Origin of the sequence: Paucibacter sp. M5-1, assembly GCF_027498415.2 — a bacterium.
Lineage (GTDB): Bacteria > Pseudomonadota > Gammaproteobacteria > Burkholderiales > Burkholderiaceae_C > Roseateles_E.
Genome location: NZ_JAPZLM020000001.1, coordinates 4,164,045 through 4,183,081 on the forward strand (window position 1 = coordinate 4,164,045; position 19,037 = coordinate 4,183,081).

Here is a 19,037-nt window from a genome sequence, read left to right on the forward strand (position 1 = left end):
GTGATGCCGGCCCGACAAAGAACAAGGCCCCTGGGGTGAGCCAGGGGCCTTGACGGGATGCGGCTGCGCCCTCGCGCTAGAACATGGACTGGACGAAAAGAAGCAGCAGCACCATCAAGATGACCGCGAATTGAACGCCCCGTTGCTGAAACATTTGGATCCCCCTCTGCTTTTTGACCGCGGCCATGCTAGGGAACTCCCCAGTATTTGGCTGTCCCCTCTTAGGGGGAACCCGCAGTTCTTGCGAAGTGGCATCTTGTCACAGGGCGCCGCTAGCGGCCGGCAACAGATGTTGCCGGATGTACCTGGCTTACTGCTTGATCGCCTCGACCTGGATCACCAGCTTGACGTTCTTCGGGAAGCCCCAGGCCAGGCCGTAGTCGACGCCCCACTGGGTGCGGTCGATGGTGGCCTCGAAATCGCCGCCGCAGACCTCGCGCTTGAGCATCGGGCTGTCGTAGCAGCCGAAGTTGCTGGCCTTCAGCGTCACCGGGCCGGTCTTGCCCTTGAGCGTCAGCTGGCCGGCCACTTCGCTGACCTTGTCGCCGTTGAACGTGAACTTGTCGCCGACAAAGGTGGCGGTCGGGAACTTCTCGGCCGCGAAGATGTCGTCGCTCAGCAGATGCTTGTTGAACGGCGCGGTGCCGGTGTTGATCGAACCGATGTCCAGGGTCAGTTCGACCTTGCCGGTCTTGGCGGCGCGGTCCAGCGTGACCGAGCCTTCCTTCTTGTCGAAACGGCCGCGGTTGGTCGAGACGCCGAAATGGCCGATCTCGAAGGTGGCGAAGGTGTGCGTCGGGTCGATCGCGTACTTGACGGGTTCGGCCTGGGACAGCGAGGACAGGGCCAGCACGGCGGCGGCGAACAGGGCTTTTTTCATGGGATTTCCGGTTGCAAGGGTGGGGAAACTGAGGGCCTCAGAGCGGCGCGACGCCGTTGAAAACCAGCTTGAACTTGATCTGCACGTCATTGGCGACGATGGAGGTGTCGCTCCACTCGCCGTCGCCGACCTTGAACTCCAGGCGCTTCAGGATGAAACCGCCGGTCGCGGTGGACAGCGCGCCGGCCTGGGCCAGCGTGATCGGCACGACGATGTCGCGCGTCTGGCCCTTCAGCGTCAGCTTGCCGGCCACCTCGAACTTGCCCGCGCCGGCGGCCTTGACGGCCGTGCTCTGGAAGCTGGCCTGCGGCATCTTCTTGCTGTCGAACCAGGGCGCCTTGGCGAGCTCGCTCTCCAGCTCGGGCGCGCCCAGCGAGACGCTGGCCAGGTCGATCGTGAAGCCGACCTTGCCGGTCTCGGGCTTCTTCGGGTCGAAATTCAGCTGGGCCTCGAAGCGCTTGAAACGACCCTCCACCGGCACGCCCATCTGGCGGCTGGTGAAGCTCAGCTCGCTTTGAGCGGCCTGCAGCTGGGCGGGCTTGGCCTGGGCATGGGCCAGCGGCGCCTGCAGCAGGAGCAGGCCGGTGGCGACGGAAATCAGGGCGGTGGTGAGGGTTCGCATGGTTGGGGATTCTGGCTGGGGTTCAGGAACGGGCGGGCAGCATGCGCAGCAGCAGGCCATCCTTGTCGAGTAACTGGTGCTTCAGCGCGGCCGCCACATGGGCCACGACCAGGGCCGCCAAGCCGTAGGCCAGCAGCTTGTGGGTTTGCTTCAGGGTCTCGGCCAGGGCCTTGTCGGGGGCGACGAAATCGGGCAGCGGCAGCAGGCCGAACCAGACGATGGGGAAACCGGCCGCCGAGCTGTAGGCCCAGCCGGCCAGAGGCACCGCGAAGAACAAGGCATAGAGCAGGCCATGCACCCAGTGCGAGGCGCGGCGCTGCCAGGCCGGGGCCGGCAGATCGGCCGGGGCCGGGCGCATCAAGCGCCACAGCAGACGCAGCGCCGACAGGCTCAGAATCGTCACGCCGGCCCATTTGTGCCAGTTGTAGAGCTTGAGCCTACTCATTGAAAAAGGTTGATCGACCATATAGAGGCCGACCCCGAAAGCACCGACGATGGCCAGGGCCAGCAGCCAGTGGAAGGCGATCGCCAGCCCGTTGTAGCGGGCCGGTGGTGTGGCATGGCGTGAGCTTGTTGGCATGGCGGTTCAGTCTGGGAGCTTGGGATGGAGTTTGCATGCCCAGAGCGGGAGGGCGGTTCATGCCTCTTGAGGCTAGGGTTCAGTGATTTTGAATGGTTGCGTCATGCGCCGGTCACGCCCGCTGCGCAAGATGGCGGCTGCTGTAGTTTTTCGCAGGGAGTCCGCGATGGACCTGATCGCCAAGATCGAAGCCTTGTTCATGCGCCGGGGCGCTTGTGCCTACGACGGGGAGCGCCGCGAGAGTGTCAGCGCACTGGAGCATGCCTTGCAATGCGCGCAGCTCGCCGAGTGGGCGCATGCCGACCAGGCCTTGGTCGCGGCGGCCCTGTTGCACGATCTGGGTCAGTTGCTGGACGGCGGGCCGAGCGACGATCTGTGCGACGACCAGCACGAGGTCCGCGCACTGGGCCTGCTGGCCGCCGGCTTCGGCCCCGAGGTGCTGGAGCCGATCCGCCTGCATGTGCAGGCCAAGCGTTTCCTGGTCAGCACCGACGAGCGCTACGAGCAGGGCCTGTCGCCGGCCTCGCGCCACAGCCTGGCCTTGCAGGGCGGCCGCATGCGGCCCGAGGAGCGTCTGATCTTCCTGGCCCAGCCCCACGCCAGCGCGGCGCTGCAGCTGCGGCGCTGGGACGATCTGGCCAAGCACCCGGGCAAGCGCACGCCGCCGCTGGGCTATTACCTGTGCCTGCTGGAAGATCTGCTGCGCCAGGCGCGCCGGCCGGCGCGCTTGGCGATCGCCTAAGTGCGGGCTGCGAGCCGATCTCCCTCTTGAGGGGGATAGTCGCGCCGGGGGCGGAATCAGATACTGCTCCTCGATCACTCGCTGCCTGGACCTCAGCGTGCTGATCGAGGGGAGGAGTGCTATGCCGGCATGGCAAGACCCGCAAGGGTTTTGGCTTGCCGGCATAGTTATTTGTGCGCCCCGCCGCCCCTGCGTGCAATTTAAGGCAAGCCTTGTTATAAGGCTGCAAAGCATGCCTTAGGGAGGCACCATGGTTGACGAGCAGTCGGCCGCCGCGCTTGGCGCGTCGGCCCTGGACGTTCTGCTGGGCAGCGAGGCGCCGATAGGGCTGGCGGTGCTGGACAGCGGGCTGCGCTATCACCGCATCAACCGTGTGCTGGCCGAGGCCAACGGCCCCAGCGTGGCCCAGCATCTGGGGCGCAGCGTCGCCGAGGTGCTGCCCGAGGCCGCTGCCACGCTGCTGCCGCTGCTGCGCGAGGTGCTGGAGACCGGGCAGGCCAAGCGGGGCCTGCGCATCCTGGCCGAGGTGCCCAGCCTGCCGGGCGAGCTGTCCGAGTGGGAGGCCAGCTATCTGCCGATCACCGGTCGCGATGGTGCGGTGCAGGGTGTGCTGGTGCAGGCGCTGAACCTGACGCTGGAGCGCCGGGTCAAGACCGCCGGCGAGCAGCACTTGCGCCGCGTGCTCGATGGCCTGTTCGTCTTTGTCGGCGTACTCAGCCCCGAGGGCGCTCTGCTGGAGGCCAATCGCGCGCCGCTGGAGGCCGGCGGCATTGCGCTGGAGCAGGTGCGCGGCCTGCCGTTCTGGGACACGCCCTGGTGGACCCACGATGCCGAGCTGCAGGCCTGGATGCGCGAGGCGGTGAAGCGCGCCGCCGCCGGCGAAACCGTGCGCCGCGATGTGGTCGCCCGCATGGCCGGCGACAGCCGCATGGCGGTGGACTTCATGCTGGCACCGCTGTTCGATGACCAGGGCCGCGTCACCCATCTGGTGCCGTCCGGCATGGACATCAGCGCGCGGCGTGCCAGCGAGCAGGCGCTGCAGGCCAGCGAGGACCGCTTCCGGCGCGTCTTCGAGGGCGCCACCGTCGGCATGGCCTTGATCGACGCCGGCGGCCGGGTGCTGCTGGCCAACGAGAGCATGGCCGGCATGTTCGGCTACAGCCGCTACGAGCTGGCCGGCCTGGCCGTGCATCAGCTGGTGCCGGAGCGCCAGCGCGAGGTCCATGTCGGCCATGTGGCGGGTTTCATGCGCGCACCGGCGCTGCGTTATATGGCCAAGCGCCAGGAGTTGTATGCGCGCAAGAAGGACGGCAGCGAGTTCGCGGTCGAGATCGGCCTGAACCCGTTGCCCGGCAGCGAGGGCCAGCAGGTGCTGGCCACCATCAGCGATGTCACCGACCGGCGCGCCGCCCAGACCGAGATCGAGCGCGCGCTGGCCGAGAAGACCGTGCTGCTCAACGAGGTACATCACCGCGTCAAGAACAATCTGCAGGTCATCTCCAGCCTGCTGAACCTGCAGTCGCGCAATGCCGAGCCCGGCGTGCAGGCGGCGCTGCGCGACAGCCAGAGCCGCGTGCGCTCCATGGCCTTGATGCACCAGCTGCTGTTCGAGCGGCGCGACTTCAGCGCGCTGGAACTGGGTCCCTATCTGCGCCGGCTCGGCAGCCTGCTGCGCGACACCTATCTGGGCGGCGGCAGCAAGCTGCGCCTGGAGGTCGACGCGCCGGACCGCGGCTTCAGCATGGAGCTGCAGCAGGCCATCCCCTGCGGGCTGCTGGTCAATGAGCTGGTCACGAATGCGATCAAGCATGCCTTCCCGGACGGCCGTGCCGGCCAGGTCTGCATCCGGCTGCGGGCCGGCGCGGCGCCCGGCGACGGGCTTGCGGTGCTGGAGGTGCTGGACGATGGCATCGGCCTGCCCGAGGGGCTGGAGCCGGGCCAGGGGCGCGGTCTGGGGCTGCAGCTGCTGCCCCTGCTGGCCGAGCAGGCGCGGGCACGGCTGGCCCTGCGGCGCGGGGCCGGCACCTGCGTCGGCCTGCATCTGGAACAGGACACGATCAAGGGAGTCCATGATGTTTGATGCCATCGAGCGGCCGCTGCGGGTGCAGATCGTCGAAGACGAGCGCATCGTCGCGCTGGACCTGCGCAGCGGACTGGAGCAGCTGGGCTTCGAGGTGGTGGGCATTGCGGCCAACGAACCCGAGGCGGTCAGGCTGGCCAGTTCGACCTCCCCGGATCTGGTGCTGATGGACATCCATCTGGACCAGGGCAGCGACGGCATCGATGCGGCGCGCCAGATCCGCGAGCTGCTGGCCGTGCCGGTGATCTTTCTGACCGCCTATGGTGAGCCCGAGACGCTCAAGCGCGCGGCGCTGGCCGCGCCCTATGGCTATCTGCTCAAGCCTTTCGAGCTGCGCGAGCTCAACGCCACCGTCTGCATGGCGATGGCGCGGCGCCGCGAGGAGATCAAGACCGAGAAGGCCGAGCGCCGGCTGCTGCTGGCGCTGGAGTCGGCTCGCCTGTCGGTGCTGGAGCTGGAGAGCGCCGGCGGCGGCGCGCTGCGCTGGAGCGGCCATGGCCTGGGCAGTGAGCTGGCGCCGCTGGGCCAGACCCTGAGCCTCGCCGAGCTGCGCCAGCGCCTGGACCCACCGGCGGGGCAGGCGCTGGACGAGCTGCTGCAGCAGGGCCGGCCGATGGACATGGTGTGCCGCTGGCAGGCCGGGACGGGCGCGCCACGCTGGATGGAGATCCATGCGCGCCGCTTCGAGGCCGAGGGCCTGGTGATGGGCATGCTGCGCGATGTCACCGAACGCATCGAAAGCGAGACGCGGCTGCGCCAGGCCCTGGTGGTGTTCGACGCCACCGACGAGGCGATTCTCTTCCTCGACGCCGACTGCCGCGTGCTCAGCTGCAATCCGGCTTTCAGCGCGATGACCGGCTGGGCCGAGGCCGAGGTGCAGGGGCGCTGCCCGGAGGGTTTTCTGTATGCCCGCCGCCGTGGCGATCACAGGCCGGAGCGCGGGCAGCGTCAGGGCGAGGTCACCTGCATGCGGCGCGACGGCAGCACCTTCCCGGCACTGGAGCATCTGTGCGCGGTGCTCGACGCCCAGGGCCAGGCCAGCCACCATGTGCTGAGCTTCTCCGACATCAGCGAGATCCGCGATGCTCAGTTCAAGCTGCAGCATCTGGCCCTGCACGATCCGCTGACCGGCCTGGGCAACCGCCTGCATCTGCAAGAGGCCTTGCAGGCCCATATCGTGTCGGGCGGCGTGCCGCTGGGCCTGATCTTCATCGACCTGGACGGCTTCAAGACCATCAACGACACGCTCGGGCATGACTGCGGCGACGAGCTGCTGAAGTCGCTGGCCGCACGCCTGCAAAGCCTGCTTCGCCGCGAGGATGTCGCGATCCGGCTGGGCGGCGACGAGTTCGTCGTGCTGATGAGCCAGGCCACGCGCGCGGCCGATGCGCTGGCGCTGGCGGCCAAGCTGCTGGAGGCCATCGCCAAGCCGGTCTCGCTGCAGTCGCAGGTGGTCTGCGTCACGGCCAGCGCCGGTGTGGCCTTGTGGCCCGAGCATGTCGCCAGCCCGCAGGCCCTGCTGAAGGCGGCCGATGCGGCGATGTACGAGGCCAAGTCGCGCGGCCGCAACCGTGCGGCCTTGTACGAACATTCGCAGGCCGAGGAGGCCAGCGAGCAGCTGCGCATCGAGCAGGGCCTGCGCCAGGCGCTGGAGCGCCGCGAGCTGCTGCTGCACTGGCAGCCGGTGGTCGAGATGCGCAGCGGCCGCATCCTCGGTGCCGAGGCCTTGCTGCGCTGGCAGCATCCGGTGCTCGGCGCGGTGGCGCCCAACCGCTTCATCCCGGTGGCCGAGACCACCGGCCTGATCGTGCCCATCGGCGCCTGGGTGCTGGACCAGGCCTGCGCGCAGGCGGCGGCCTGGCAGACCCTGCAACCGGGACTGCGGCTGGCGGTCAATGTGTCGGTGCGGCAGTTCGAGCAGGACGATGTGCCGGCGCTGGTGCGCGATGCCTTGCTGCGCCACCGGCTGGATCCCGGCTGCCTGGAGATCGAGGTCACCGAGAGCCTGTTCGGCAACACGCTGGCGCTGCGCCATATGCTGGTCGAGCTGCGGGCGCTGGGCGTGCATATCGCGCTGGACGATTTCGGCACCGGCTACTCCTCGCTGGGGCAGCTGAAGACCCTGCCGCTGGACCGGCTCAAGATCGACCGCTGTTTCGTCGCCGACCTGAGCTCCGATAGCGACAGCCATGCCATCGTGCAGACCATCGTCACGCTGGCTCACAGCCTGAAGCTGGCGCTGACGGCCGAGGGCGTCGAGAACGAGGTGCAGCGCCAGATCCTGCTGGGCCTGGGTGCCGGCGACGCGCAGGGCTGGCTGTTCCATCGGGCGATGCCGGCCGATCAGTTCGAAGCCCTGCTGCGCGGTCCGGCCCGGTAGTCGCCCGCTGTGCTCGGCCACGGGCCGGTGGTATGGTGCGCGGCGTGCGAAAAAATCAGAACAAGGCGGCACGCCGAATCGTTGACAGGGACCGAACCGAATGCGCATCCTCATCATCGCTGACCAAGCGCTGTTCCGACAGGGCTTGCGGGTCTTGCTGCAGGTGCTGCGCCCGAGCGCCCGGCTGGAGGAGCTGGCCGGCGTCGAGCAGTTGCCGGCCGCCTTCGAGCACGAGCCCGACCTGATCCTGGTCAAGCTGGGCTGCAGCGGCCCCGCGCGCTGCGCGGCGCTGCCGCTGCTGCGCCAGCGCTTTGCCGGCGCGGTGCTGGTGGCGCTGTCGGACGTGCCCGACGCTGAATTGATGCGCGAGGCGCTGGCCGCCGGCGCCGCCGGCTACCTGCCCGGCACGATAGACCCGAGCAGCAGCATGCAGGCGCTGCAGCAGGTGCTGGATCTGGGCGTCTACCTGCCGCCCATGCTGCTGAGCGCCAAGCCGGCCAGCGCGCCCGAGCTGGCGCCGGCCGAGCGCCGCCTGCTGCAGCTGCTGCTGCAAGGCCTGCCCGAGCCGGTGCAGATGGCGCGGCTGGGTCGCAGCCTGGCCGGCCTGCGGGCCGATATCGCGGCGCTGTGGGCGCGGCTGGGGGTCAGCGACCGGGTCCAGGCCCTGTATCTGCTGGCCGCCCAGGGCTGGCCCGGCCTGCCGCACTGGCATCAGGAGCTCGCCCATGGCGATTGAACGGGCGCCCGAGCAGGTCGGTGTCGACGACGCGCTGCTGCAGCTGCTGGCCCAGCAGGGCCGGCGCGTGCCTTATCCGGTCGGCCTGTCGGCGGTGGTGATCGCGCTGATGGCCGGCGACAAGGTCTCGCCCTGGTTCTCCGGCCTGTGGGTGGCCCTGGTGTTTGCGGTGCTGGCGCTGCGCTGGTGGGCGCTAGGGCGCTTGCCCCGGCTCGACGACGTGCCGGTACGCCGGCGCCTGCAATGGGCGGTGGCCTTGAGCGCGCTCAACGGCGTGGTGTTCAGTGCCTCGCTGGCCTTCGCGCCCTATCTGTCGGACTACCAGCGCATGGTGCAGACCATTGTGCTGCTGGGCCTGTGCGCCGGCTCGGTGGCGACCACCGCCGGCTACCTGCCGGTGCTGCTGGTCTTCATCGGCCCGGTCACGCTGGCCAATGCGCTGGCCTGGGTCAGCGGCGGCGGCGGCGTCCATGCGGTGACCTGGATCGAGCTGGTGCTGGGGGCGCTGATTCTGGGCTTTGGCTGGATTCTGGTGAGCCTGGCCCGCGACGCCTACCGGGTCTTTGTCGAGTCGGTCACGATCCGCGCCCAGCAGCTCAAGAGCAATCAGCAGTTGCGCCTGGCGCTGCAGCAGGCCGAGTCGGCAATCCGCGCCAAGACCCGCTTCTTCGCCTCGGCCAGCCATGACCTGCGCCAGCCCATGCACACGCTGTCGCTGTTCGGCGCGGCGCTGACGATGCGGCCGCTGGACGCCGCCAGCGCCGACATCGCCAAGCACATGAACACCGCGCTGCGCTCGCTGGCCTCGCAGATGGACGCGCTGCTGGACATCTCCAAGCTCGATGCCCAGGTGGTGCAGGTCACGAACGAGGTGTTCTCGCTGTCGAGCTGGCTGGCGCGGCTGCAGCAGGAGTTCGCACCGGCCGCCACCCGCAAAGGGCTGAGCCTGAGCCTGGACTGCCCGGGCGGCGCCTATGTCGAGAGCGACCCGATGCTGTTGGAGCGGGTGGTGCGCAATCTGATCGACAACGCGATCAAGTACACCCAGGCGGGCGGCGTGCGCATCACGGCCGAGCGCCAGGGCGAGCTGTGGCGCGTCGCGGTGCACGACAGTGGCGCCGGCATCGCCGAGGCCGAGATGGCACATATCTTCGAGGAGTTCTACCAGGTCGGCAATCCCGAGCGCGACCGCGCCAAGGGCCTGGGCCTGGGCCTGTCCATCGTCAGCCGCCTGGTCGATCTGCTGGACCTGCATCTGGCCGTCGACTCCAAGCTGGGCGTCGGGTCTTGCTTCAGCCTCAGCATCGCGGCGGCCGAGTCACAGGCCATGCCGGCCGCGCCGGAAGCTGCGGCGCAGTGCTTGCTGAACCTGCGTGTGCTGGTGATCGACGACGAGGAGCCGGTGCGGCTGGCGATGCAGACCCTGCTGGCCGGCTATGGCTGCGAGGTGGTGCTGGCGGGCAGCACCCGCGAGGCCATGGTCAAGAGCCTCAGCAACCCGCCCGATCTGCTGCTGGCCGATCTGCGTCTGCGCGGCGGCGACGACGGCATTGCCGCCGCGCGCTCGCTGCGCTCAGCCGTGCCGGGGCTGCCGGCCATCCTGATCAGCGGCGACACCGCGCCCGAGCGCCTGCGCGAGGCTCACGAGGCGGGCCTGACCTTGCTGCACAAACCGGTATCGGCGGAACAACTGGTGACCGCCATCGAGGCGGCCATGGCGGAACGAGGGAGAGGCAGAGATGCAGCAGCACAAGCCCGGGGCGCCGCCAGCCCCGCCACCTGAGACCGCGCGCCGCTGGCTGTCCGAAGGGCTGGAGATCCTGCTGCATGAATTGCAGCAGCAGCCGCGTGCCGAGGATGGCTTCGATGTCGATGTGTTGATCGTCGGCAGCGGCTATGGCGGCGCGGCCGCCGCCGCCGAACTGTCGCGCTGCCCGGGCCAGCGCATCGTCGTGCTAGAGCGTGGCCGCGAATATCTGGCCGGTCAGTTCCCCGAGCGCATGGCCGATCTGCCCGGCCATGTGCGCTTTGCGACACCGGCCGCCGCGACGCCGTCCGGACGCTGGGAAGGGCTGTTCGATCTGCGCCTGGGTCCCGATGTCAACGTCGTGCTGGCCAACGGTCTGGGCGGCGGTTCGCTGATCAATGCCGGCGTGATGGAGCCGGCGCGGCCCGAGGTGTTCAGCCAATCGCCCTGGCCGCAGGCGCTGCGCCAGGCCCCTGAGCAGATGAGGGCCTGGTACGAGCGTGCCGGGCGCCTGCTGGGCAGCCTGGACAGCGCGGGGCGGCCCAACACGATAGACCGGCTGGCCAGCTATCGCCCGAAGCGCGCGCTGTGGCTGCAGCAGCTTGGCGACGCGGCCACGCGCCGGCCGGCGATCACGGTGGCGCTGGACGAGCAGCCGCAAAGCCCGGCCGGCCTGGATCTGAACCGCTGCATTGCCTGCGGCGACTGTGCGACCGGCTGCAACCATGGCGCCAAAGCGTCGCTGGACACCAATCTGCTGCTGCAGGCCCGGCAGCGCGGCGTGCGCCTGATCAGCGGCGCCAGCGTGCTGCGGCTGGAGCGCCTGGAAGCGGGTGGCTGGACCGTGCTGGTCAACCACACCGACGAGTTCCTGCGCCGCCGCCAGCTCGAACCCTTCGCGCTGCGCGCCCGCCGTGTCGTGCTGGCGGCCGGCAGCCTGGGCTCGACCGAGATCCTGCTGCGCTCGCGCGCCGCCGGCCTGGCCCTGTCGGACCGGCTGGGTCATCAGTTTTCCGGCAACGGCGATGTGCTGGCCGCTGCCGTGCAGGCCCCGCAGGCGCTGGATGCGGTGGCCGACGAAACCCAGGTGCCGAACGCGCGCGGCGTCGGCCCGACGATTACCGCGATGCTCGATGTGCGTGATGAGCAAGACTTCGTTGTGCAAGACCTGGCCATTCCCGGCGCGCTGCGCTGGGCCTGGGAGGAGAGCTTCGTGCTGGCCGATTGCCTGGACGGCCTGGCCCGCCCCGACGACAGCCACCATGGCGCCGATATCGAGTTCGACGATCCCTACACGGTCCGCCCCGAGGCCACGGCGCGCATGCTGCCGCTGGCCATCATGGGCCTGGACAGCGCCCAGGGCCAGCTGCGCCTGCTTGAGCCCGGCGCTTTGGGCGAGGGTCTGGCCTCGGTGCACTGGCCCGAGCTGAAGGACGATGCGCGGGTGGCCGCGCGCCATGCCTGGCTAGACGCACGGCTGCGGACCCAGGGCGCGCGCTTGCTGGCCAATCCGCTGTGGCGGCTGCTGCCGCCCGATCTGGAACATCTGCTGGGCGGCGCGCGCGGGCCCATGCTGACCGTGCACCCGCTAGGAGGCTGCGCGATGGCCGACCATGCCGCGCTGGGCGTGGTCAACGAATGGGGTCAGGTCTACCGCGGCCGCGCCGGCGCCGTGGTCTACGAGGATCTGGTGGTGCTGGACGGCGCCATCATGCCCAGCGCGCTGGGCATCAATCCGGCGCTGACCATCACCGCGCTGGCGCTGCGTGCGCTGGAGGCGCTGATGCGGCAATGGGGGCTGCAGGGGCAAGACCTGGCCCTGCCCAAGCCGGGGCCGCGCCCGGTCTACCGCCAGGTGCCCGCCGACAAGGTCCGGCCCCAGCTGCCGACGATGGCCGAGTTCCGCGAGCGCATGAGCGGCTTTGTGCGCCTTCCCGGTGCGCCGGGTTCGGGCGTGGTCTGCATGGAGCTGACCCTGGTGTTCGAGCCGGTGGCCGTGCAGCAGCTGCTGCGCGCCGGCCCCGGGCGGCGGCTCAGGACCCGACCGGGCGGCGAGAGCCGGCTGCGCCTGTTCGAGGCCCAGCCCGATCCCGATTCGCCGGGCCGCTGGATGGTGGTCAAGGCCGGCAGCCCGGCCAACGGACAGACGGGCCAGGGCAAGCTGTGGATGCATGCCGAGCGGGCCGATGCCGACGCGCTGTGGGTGGCGCCGCTGGCCAGCGCCGAGCTGCTCATCTTCCACCGCCTGCCGCTGGCCGCGCGCACCCGGCGCTGCAATGCCTTGCGCGCCTGGTTCCTCAACCGCGGCTGGCGCGATGCCGGCCAGGCCCTGCTGGAGCGGCTGAGTCAGAACCGCGCGCCCGAGCGCGCGCCGCGCCCGCTGTGGCAATGGGCGCGCGAGCAGTGGCGCAATGCCCGCGCGCTGGCCAGCCATGGCGGCGAGGTTCGGCTGATGGAGTACCGCCTGCAGCTCGGCGAGGCCGGGGCCACGCCGCCCTGGGCCGCCGGCCTGGCCGGGCTCGCCTTGCATGGCGCCAAGCGCATCAGCTACACGCGGCGCGGCAATCCCTGGAAGCAGCTGAGCCGGATGCGGCTGGAGAGCGGGCCCTTCCTGCCGGTCGGCCATGCCCCGCAGGCCGAGCTCGAACTGGACCTGTTCTACCTGGCGCGCCAGCGCGTGCCGCTGCTGCGCCTGACCCAGGCGCAGGACTCGCCCAGCGCGATCCGCGATATCGGCTCGTTGCTGGCCTTTGTCGCGCGGCTGATGATAGGCATCCATGTCTGGAGCTTCCGCAAGCCCGATGCGCCACCGCCCCGCGTGATCGAGCGCCTGCCCGGCGCGGTGCCGGGCCTGCCGCTGCCCGAGATCCAGGAGCTGGCCGCCGGCCGGCGCGGCGAGGCGGGGCTGAGCCGCCAGCCCATCACGAGCGAGGTCGCCGTGCAGGACCAGACGCCAGTCATGCTGCGCCTGACCCGCTACCGTGCCGCCCGGCCGGACGCGCGGCCGGTGCTGATGCTGCATGGCTACAGCGCCAGCGGCACCACCTTCGCCCACCACTCGGTGCAGCCCGGCCCGGCCAAGCTGCTGTGGGATGCCGGCTACGACGTCTGGCTGCTGGACATGCGCACCAGCGCCGGCATGCCCACGGCGACCCTGCCCTGGACCTTCGAGGAGGCGGCGTTCAACGACATCCCGCTGGCGGTCGACCATGTGCTGCGCGCCACCGGCCAGCTGCAGCTCGATGTGCTGGCCCATTGCATGGGCTCGGTGATGCTGCACATGGCTCTGCTGGAGGAGCGCGAGCAGCCCTTCGAGCACTTTTATGCGCTGCGCAGCCGGCTGCGCCAGAGCATCCGCCGGCTGGTGATCTCCCAGGTCACGCCGAAGATGATCTTCTCGCCGACCAATACCTTGCGCGCCTTCATGATGCAGTATCTGCGGCCCTATCTGCCGCTGCAGGACTTCGCGTTCAGACCGGAGGGGCCGCAGGGCCTGATGGACCAGCTGATTGACCGGCTGCTGGCCAGCCTGCCCTATCCCGACGAGGAGTTCGATATCGAGAACCCGCCGTTCCCGAGCCTGCGCAAGACACCCTGGACCGCGACCCGCCACCGCATGGACCTGCTGTACGGCCGCGACTTCGCGATTGCCAATGTCGATCAGCCGGTGTTTGACTACATCGACGATCATTTCGGCCCGCTGAACATGGACACGGTGGCCCAGGCCATCAACTTCGCGCGCAGCAACGAGATCACCGACTGGGCCGGCGCCAGCCTCTATCTGGACGATATGGCCAAGAGCCTGGCCCTGCTGCAGGCCTTCCCGGTGCTGTCGGTGCACGGCCAGGACAACGGCCTGTGCCAGAGCGAAAGCGGCGAGCTGACCGCCGATCTCTATCAACACCTGGCCCCCGGCCGTTACCGCTACCGGATGATTGCCGGCCATGGCCACCAGGACTGCCTGATCGGCCGCCATGCCGGCACCCGGGTGTTTCCGCACATCATTGCGTTCCTGAAGGAGGACTGACGTGGATCTGCGCCGCTTCGAGTCCAAGACCTTCTGCGCCTTCCCGCCGCTGACGCGCCTGGAGCGCGCGGCCGCCGATGACGGCATCCATCTGCATGTGCTGACCCAGTTGCGCCCCGAGCTCGGCTGGCCGCGCTGCTGGGCCTGGCTGCCGGTGCGCTGGAGCGAGGCGCACGGCGCCCAGGCGCTGGGGCCGGCGCACCGGCTGCCCTTTGTGAGGCCGGAGTCCGGCGACCCCGGCACGCCGCTGCGCAGCGAGCTGCCGCTGGCCTGGCTGCCCGACGCGCCCGACGCCGGCCTGCTGTGCCTGCTGGTCTATGCCGATCTGCGTGCGCAAAGCCACGAGGGCCATCTGGAGCCCGACGATGTCGATGCCGACGCGGCGATCGCGCGCAGCCTGGCCGAGGCGCTGGCGGTGCCGGCGCTTGAGCTGCGCCATGCCCTGCTGCGCCGGCCGGCTGGCGATCAGGCGGGCGAGGACCTGAGCCTGGTGCTGGCCGCCTGCCAGTACCCGCCGGGCCTGCTGGACCGCAGCCCCGGCGCCGAGCAGGACCCGAGCCTGGCCAGCCCCGCCGAGGCCTCGCTGGCGCGCCTGCTCGCCTTCGCGCGCGGCCCGGCGGCCGGCGCCGAGGTCTCGCTGCTGCTGCTGGCCGGCGACCAGGTCTATGCCGATGCCAGCGGCGGCTTCTTCGACCCGGTCAACAGCGTGGAGCGGCACGGCAAGCCGTATCAGCATTTCAAGGCCGGCCTGATGCGGCATCTGCCGCCCAGCCTGGAGCGCATCGTCCACATGCCCGACGATCACGAGATCCAGGACAACTGGGAGCCCATCGCCAATCCCGCCGCGCCGGGCGGCCGCGATGCAGGCCACTTCTTTAAACGCGCCACCCAGGCCGCCTGGACCCATCGCTGGGACGCCGCGCCAAGCCGGCGTGCGCCGCACGGCCTGTTCTGGCACAGCTTCGACTGGCGCGGCGCGGCCTTTTTCATGGCCGACTCGCGCACCGAGCGCGGGCCGCGCCGCGTCGACCTGCTGGCCGAGGCCCAGCTGCTGGAGCGGCCGCAGCGCGAGGCCTTGAGCGTCTGGCTGGCGGCCACGCCAGGCCGGCCGCGCTTTGTGCTCAGCGGCTCGCTGCTGCTGCCGCGCCGGCGCAGCAGCGCCGAGCATCCGGCCAGCGCGCTGCGCTCCGACGCCTGGGACGGCTATCCGGCCACGCTGCACTGGCTGCTCGGCGAGCTGTGGGCGCAGCAGGCCCAGGATGTGGTGTTCCTGTCCGGCGACGAGCATCGTTCGGGCCATGTCTCCGCCTGCATCGAGGCGGTGGCCGACGAGCCGGCGCCGGTGCGGCTGCATTCCATCCACAGCTCGGGGCTCTACACGCCCTGGCCCTTCGCGGTGACCAATGCCGAGGACTTCGCCGCGCCCGAGAGTTTCACCTTCCCCGGCCCCGGGGGCCAGGTCTTGCGCTGCACGGTCAGTGCCTGGGCCGATTTTCCGGGCGACGGCTTTGCGCTGCTGCGCCAGCGCGGGGGGCGGCTGGAACTGTGGTTCGACCGGGCGCGCCGGCCCTTGCACGAGGCCACCGAGCTGCCGGCCGCCGATGGGGTGTTCGAACTGACGGGCCTGGCCTAGCCCTGTCACTCAACTTTTCCTGGATCCCGAGATGGCAAACAACAAATCTGTGCAAACCCTGCTGGAAGACATCCGGCTTGTCAGCGAAGAGCGCTACCAGATCGTTGAAGCGGTTCGTGGCCTGGTGAGGGCGCAGTGCCAGCCTTTTGCGGAAGAGCTCAAGTACGGCGGCATCCTGTTCTCATCGGGTATTCAGTTCTGTGGCGTCTTTGCCTACCAAGCGCATGTCTCGGTCGAGTTCGGCAGGGGCGCGGGCATCGCGGATGTCTTCGGTCATCTGGAAGGCGCGGGCAAGGGGCGTCGGCACATCAAGCTGCGCACCCTGTCCGATCTGCAGAGCAAGCGGCTGGCCGACTACCTGCCGCTGGCGCTGCAGGCGGCCAAGCGCGGGGCCTGAGAACCTGTCCAGGAGCACAGCATGGGTATTTCTCGCATCGTCCTGATCCTCCTTTTCCTCTCGCTGGTCGGCCCGGTGCCCAGTGCACAGGCCGAATCCCTGCGCTGCGAGGGCGCCAGCGCGGCGGAAGGCGACTCCAAGCTCTCGGTGCTGCACAAATGCGGCCGGCCCCTGCTCTCCGACGCCTATTGCGAACCGGTGTACTACGCCGGCACGGCCAATCCGGTGCCGGCGCCGATCGCCGGGGCCCATGTGCCCTGCCAGCCGATCGAGGAATGGTTGTACGACCGGGGGCCGGGCAATCTGATGGCCACGGTCCGCTTCCGGGCCGGCGTGGTCCAGTCGATACGCTACGGGCGGCAGCCCAAGTAGCGAGAAGGTCATCACCGATGCATATCAACGGTGCCTGCCACTGCGGCGCGATCTCCTTCAGCGCCGAGATCGATCCCTCGCGGGTGATGATCTGCCACTGCGCGGACTGCCAGGTCCTGTCCGGCGCGCCGCTGCGTGCCGTGGTGGCCGCGCCCATCGCCAGCTTCGTGCTGCGCGGCCAGCCCAGGACCTATGTCAAAGTGGCGCAGAGCGGCGCGCGCCGCGCCCAGGTCTTCTGTCCGGAGTGCGGCACACCGCTCTACGGCAGCGCGCTCGAGAACCCGGCCTCGGTCATCATCCGCCTGGGCTGCGTCGAGCAACGCGCCCAGCTCACGCCCGCCGTGCAGATCTGGCAGCACTCGGCCATGCCCTGGCTGGCCGAGCTGCCCACCATCCCGGGATCGCCCGAGAACCAGCTGTCGCTGCCGGCGCAGGCGCCGCCGCAGTCCGCATGAGGGCTCTCAGAACACCGCGCCGCTGGCACCGTCTGGCCGCCGGCCTGCTGCTGGCGCTGCCGGGCTGGGCGCCGGCCGGCCCGGCGACCTTCGAGGCGGCGCTGAGCGAGCACCTCTCGGCGATCGACCGCCGCGACTGGGCCGCCTTCGAGGCCACGCTCACCACCGCGCCGACGCTGAGCTTTGTGCGGCCCAACGGCCGGCTCACGGTCTCGAGCGCCGACTTCAGGAAGGCGCTGCGGGCTTGGCTGGCCGACGGCGATTGGCACTGGTCCTACCGCATCGTCAGTTCAAGCGCGAACGCCCACACCGGCGTGGCGGTGCTGGAGGTGGACTACCGCGACAAGGACGTGCAGGGCGCCGAGTACCGGCTGCGCTATCTGCTGAGCCTGGTGTTCAGCAAGGAGGCGGACGGTTGGAAGCTGGTCCATGATCAGAACACGCTGATATCCCAGTAGGGCGTCGCGGCGACGACCGTGCGTCCGTCGCCCGTCCGGCGGGGTGGGATTTCTACAATCGCCGCATGAAAATTCTTGTGGTCGGCGCCAGCAAAGGGCTGGGGCGCGCCTTTGTCGAGGGCCTGGGTCAGGACGGCGATACCGTGATCGGCGTGTCGCGCTCGCGGCCGGCGGCGTTGAGTGGGGGACCTGGGGTGACGCAGGACTGGATCGTCGCCGATCTGTCCGATCCGCGCGCGGCGGTCGATGCGATCGAAGCCCAGTGCCCGGCGGCGCTGGACGTGATCATCTACAACCTGGGGCTCTGGGAGTCGCGTGCCTTCGGCGAGGACTACGACTTCCTGGCCGACGAGGACGCAGCGCTGATCGAGCTGCTGAACACCAATACGGTCGCGGCCATCCTCTTGCTCAAGCGCCTGCTGCCCCGGCTGCTGAGCGCGGCCAAGCCCCACATCATCCTGACCGGCTCCACCTCGGGCCTGCCCGGCAGCGGCCGACCCGAGGTGAGCTTCGGCGCCTCCAAACATGCGCTGCGTGGCATTGCCGAGGCCTTGCGCGAGGGCTTCCGGGCACAGCGCCTGGCCGTCACCTGCCTGCAGCTGGGCTATCTCAATACCGAGGACGCACTGGACCGGCCGGTGGCCGAGGCGGCCGCGCGTGGCGCGGGCCAGCTGGTGCCAGTGCATGATGTGCTGCTGCTGACCCGGGCGCTGCTGAGCCTGTCGGATGCGTCCTTCGTCAAGGAGCTGGTGCTGCCGGCGCTGCTGGACCCACGTTTTTGACTGCCGAGCGACAAGAGATGAAATCGATGCTGCGCATCATCACGGTGAGCCACGAGGCGCCCGAGGCCGCCCTGCAGTTCGATGGCAGTTTTCGCGTCTCGCAAAGACTGGTGCCGAGTCTGCAGGACGGCCGGCTCGGTTACCGGATACAGGCGCTTGAACAGGCTTACGAGAAATCCTATGCCGACGAACCGGACGATGAGCCGTCTGACCTGATACGGCTTGCCTACAGCGGCGAGCAGGCGATCGGTCGCATCGATCTGTCGCACGGCTGGAACGGCCTGGCGGTGATCGACAACCTGGTGGTCGACAGGGCCTGGCGCCGCTCGGGCGCGGCCACCGCGCTGATCGGCGATGCCGTCGCCTGGGCCCGGGCCGAGGGCCTGGCCGGCCTGATGCTGGAAACCCAGGACAGCAATGTCGCCGCCTGCCGTCTGTATGAGCGCTGCGGCTTTGTGCTGATGGGCTTTGACGGCGGCCTCTACCGGGCCCTGCCGGGCGCCACCGACGAACTGGCGCTGTTCTGGTACCGGCTGTTCTAGAGGTCGGCCGTGGCCTGAAGCCGGCCGGCGGCGCAAGACCTTGTTCGCCGGGCTTTACACCGGCCCGGCCGTCCCGCACCATCGGGCATCGTTTCGCCGCCGCCAGCCCATGAGCAAGACCCGACCCCTGATGCAGGAGTGCCAATGAGCGCGAACACCGGATCGCTGCGCCAAGCGCTCGCCTCGGACATCCCGGCGCTGTGGCGGGTGCGCTACGCGGTGCGCGAGAACACGCTGGCGCCGGGGCGCATCAGCGACGAGGAGGTGCGCGCCGAGATCGAGGTCACGGGGCGCGGCTGGGTGGTCGAGGACGAGGCCGGCGTGGTGCAGGCTTTCGCGATCGGCAATGCGCAGACCGGCAATATCTGGGCCTTGTTCGTCGCCCCCGAGGCCGAGGGCCGGGGCTATGGCGCACGGCTGCACGAGGCCATGATCGACTGGCTGTGGGCCCAGGGCCTGGACATCCTGTGGCTGACCACCGGGCCGGGCACGCGCGCGCTGGGCTTTTACGAGCGGCGCGGCTGGCGCCAGGTGGGGCGCACCGACACCGGCGAGTTGCGGCTGGAGTTGCAGCGGCCCTGATATCCTCGGCGCCACCTATCGA

At 69.7% G+C, this 19,037-nt stretch carries 17 protein-coding genes; 14 read left to right on the forward strand and 3 right to left on the reverse strand.

From position 1 onward, the window contains the following. Positions 1-310 precede the first annotated feature (310 nt). From O5M90_RS19680 to O5M90_RS19690, 3 genes are read right to left on the reverse strand one after another with little or no spacing between them, the layout of a single operon-like run. Positions 311-880, reverse strand: coding sequence for a YceI family protein (locus tag O5M90_RS19680; protein ID WP_269840066.1), 570 nt, complete (start codon positions 878-880; stop codon positions 311-313). Positions 881-917: 37 nt separating this feature from the next. After that, on the reverse strand, positions 918-1,502 hold the full coding sequence (locus tag O5M90_RS19685) for a YceI family protein (RefSeq protein WP_137942822.1): 585 nt from the start codon (positions 1,500-1,502) through the stop codon (positions 918-920). A gap of 22 nt (positions 1,503-1,524) precedes the next feature. After that, the gene (locus O5M90_RS19690; protein WP_269840067.1) at positions 1,525-2,082 is read right to left on the reverse strand and encodes a cytochrome b; all 558 of its coding nucleotides are present in this window, start codon (positions 2,080-2,082) and stop codon (positions 1,525-1,527) included. A gap of 166 nt (positions 2,083-2,248) precedes the next feature. On the opposite strand from O5M90_RS19690, the gene O5M90_RS19695 reads away from it, so the two are divergent. The 14 genes from O5M90_RS19695 (at position 2,249) to O5M90_RS19760 (ending at position 19,015) form a co-directional block, all read left to right on the forward strand. Then, positions 2,249-2,824, forward strand: a complete 576-nt coding sequence (locus O5M90_RS19695) for an HD domain-containing protein (protein WP_269840068.1) — start codon at positions 2,249-2,251, stop codon at positions 2,822-2,824. Between the two features lie 250 nt (positions 2,825-3,074). Beyond that, complete coding sequence (locus O5M90_RS19700; RefSeq protein WP_440402281.1) at positions 3,075-4,904, forward strand: PAS domain-containing protein; 1,830 nt, start codon at positions 3,075-3,077, stop codon at positions 4,902-4,904. Next, positions 4,897-7,284: a two-component system response regulator gene (locus O5M90_RS19705; protein ID WP_440402282.1), complete on the forward strand. Its 2,388-nt coding sequence runs from the start codon at positions 4,897-4,899 to the stop codon at positions 7,282-7,284. The genes O5M90_RS19700 and O5M90_RS19705 overlap by 8 nt, the downstream gene beginning before the upstream one ends. 100 nt (positions 7,285-7,384) lie before the next feature. Next, complete coding sequence (locus tag O5M90_RS19710) at positions 7,385-8,020, forward strand: response regulator transcription factor (protein ID WP_137942827.1); 636 nt, start codon at positions 7,385-7,387, stop codon at positions 8,018-8,020. After that, positions 8,010-9,803, forward strand: coding sequence for a hybrid sensor histidine kinase/response regulator (locus tag O5M90_RS19715; protein WP_269838352.1), 1,794 nt, complete (start codon positions 8,010-8,012; stop codon positions 9,801-9,803). The genes O5M90_RS19710 and O5M90_RS19715 overlap by 11 nt, the downstream gene beginning before the upstream one ends. Next, positions 9,760-13,794: an alpha/beta fold hydrolase gene (locus tag O5M90_RS19720; protein WP_269838351.1), complete on the forward strand. Its 4,035-nt coding sequence runs from the start codon at positions 9,760-9,762 to the stop codon at positions 13,792-13,794. The genes O5M90_RS19715 and O5M90_RS19720 overlap by 44 nt, the downstream gene beginning before the upstream one ends. A gap of 1 nt (position 13,795) precedes the next feature. After that, a complete protein-coding gene (locus tag O5M90_RS19725) occupies positions 13,796-15,427 on the forward strand; it encodes an alkaline phosphatase D family protein (RefSeq protein WP_269838350.1) in 1,632 nt (543 codons plus the stop codon). 31 nt (positions 15,428-15,458) lie between these two features. After that, positions 15,459-15,824 carry a DUF1801 domain-containing protein gene (locus O5M90_RS19730; RefSeq protein ID WP_269838349.1) on the forward strand — a complete coding sequence of 122 codons (366 nt, stop codon included), beginning with the start codon at positions 15,459-15,461 and terminating at the stop codon, positions 15,822-15,824. Between the two features lie 21 nt (positions 15,825-15,845). Continuing rightward, entirely contained in the window at positions 15,846-16,196 is a 351-nt protein-coding gene (locus O5M90_RS19735; RefSeq protein WP_269838348.1) for a DUF2845 domain-containing protein, read from the forward strand. A 17-nt stretch (positions 16,197-16,213) separates the two neighbouring features. Continuing rightward, positions 16,214-16,651 carry a GFA family protein gene (locus tag O5M90_RS19740; RefSeq protein ID WP_269838347.1) on the forward strand — a complete coding sequence of 146 codons (438 nt, stop codon included), beginning with the start codon at positions 16,214-16,216 and terminating at the stop codon, positions 16,649-16,651. Continuing rightward, entirely contained in the window at positions 16,648-17,109 is a 462-nt protein-coding gene (locus O5M90_RS19745; RefSeq protein ID WP_269838346.1) for a YybH family protein, read from the forward strand. The genes O5M90_RS19740 and O5M90_RS19745 overlap by 4 nt, the downstream gene beginning before the upstream one ends. A 65-nt stretch (positions 17,110-17,174) precedes the next feature. Then, on the forward strand, positions 17,175-17,891 hold the full coding sequence (locus O5M90_RS19750) for an SDR family NAD(P)-dependent oxidoreductase (RefSeq protein WP_269838345.1): 717 nt from the start codon (positions 17,175-17,177) through the stop codon (positions 17,889-17,891). A gap of 17 nt (positions 17,892-17,908) precedes the next feature. Next, positions 17,909-18,433 (forward strand): GNAT family N-acetyltransferase, encoded by a 525-nt coding sequence (locus O5M90_RS19755; RefSeq protein ID WP_269838344.1) that lies wholly within the window; start codon positions 17,909-17,911, stop codon positions 18,431-18,433. A gap of 144 nt (positions 18,434-18,577) precedes the next feature. Continuing rightward, positions 18,578-19,015, forward strand: a complete 438-nt coding sequence (locus tag O5M90_RS19760; RefSeq protein ID WP_269838343.1) for a GNAT family N-acetyltransferase — start codon at positions 18,578-18,580, stop codon at positions 19,013-19,015. Positions 19,016-19,037 lie beyond the last annotated feature (22 nt).

Coding starts and splice junctions, on each gene's coding strand:
- O5M90_RS19680 (WP_269840066.1), bottom strand. CDS start 880: ATGAAAAAAGCCCTGTTCGCCGCCGCCGTGCTGGCCCTGTCCTCGCTG.
- O5M90_RS19685 (WP_137942822.1), bottom strand. CDS start 1,502: ATGCGAACCCTCACCACCGCCCTGATTTCCGTCGCCACCGGCCTGCTC.
- O5M90_RS19690 (WP_269840067.1), bottom strand. CDS start 2,082: ATGCCAACAAGCTCACGCCATGCCACACCACCGGCCCGCTACAACGGG.
- O5M90_RS19695 (WP_269840068.1), top strand. CDS start 2,249: ATGGACCTGATCGCCAAGATCGAAGCCTTGTTCATGCGCCGGGGCGCT.
- O5M90_RS19700 (WP_440402281.1), top strand. CDS start 3,075: ATGGTTGACGAGCAGTCGGCCGCCGCGCTTGGCGCGTCGGCCCTGGAC.
- O5M90_RS19705 (WP_440402282.1), top strand. CDS start 4,897: ATGTTTGATGCCATCGAGCGGCCGCTGCGGGTGCAGATCGTCGAAGAC.
- O5M90_RS19710 (WP_137942827.1), top strand. CDS start 7,385: ATGCGCATCCTCATCATCGCTGACCAAGCGCTGTTCCGACAGGGCTTG.
- O5M90_RS19715 (WP_269838352.1), top strand. CDS start 8,010: ATGGCGATTGAACGGGCGCCCGAGCAGGTCGGTGTCGACGACGCGCTG.
- O5M90_RS19720 (WP_269838351.1), top strand. CDS start 9,760: ATGCAGCAGCACAAGCCCGGGGCGCCGCCAGCCCCGCCACCTGAGACC.
- O5M90_RS19730 (WP_269838349.1), top strand. CDS start 15,459: ATGGCAAACAACAAATCTGTGCAAACCCTGCTGGAAGACATCCGGCTT.
- O5M90_RS19735 (WP_269838348.1), top strand. CDS start 15,846: ATGGGTATTTCTCGCATCGTCCTGATCCTCCTTTTCCTCTCGCTGGTC.
- O5M90_RS19740 (WP_269838347.1), top strand. CDS start 16,214: ATGCATATCAACGGTGCCTGCCACTGCGGCGCGATCTCCTTCAGCGCC.
- O5M90_RS19745 (WP_269838346.1), top strand. CDS start 16,648: ATGAGGGCTCTCAGAACACCGCGCCGCTGGCACCGTCTGGCCGCCGGC.
- O5M90_RS19750 (WP_269838345.1), top strand. CDS start 17,175: ATGAAAATTCTTGTGGTCGGCGCCAGCAAAGGGCTGGGGCGCGCCTTT.
- O5M90_RS19755 (WP_269838344.1), top strand. CDS start 17,909: ATGAAATCGATGCTGCGCATCATCACGGTGAGCCACGAGGCGCCCGAG.
- O5M90_RS19760 (WP_269838343.1), top strand. CDS start 18,578: ATGAGCGCGAACACCGGATCGCTGCGCCAAGCGCTCGCCTCGGACATC.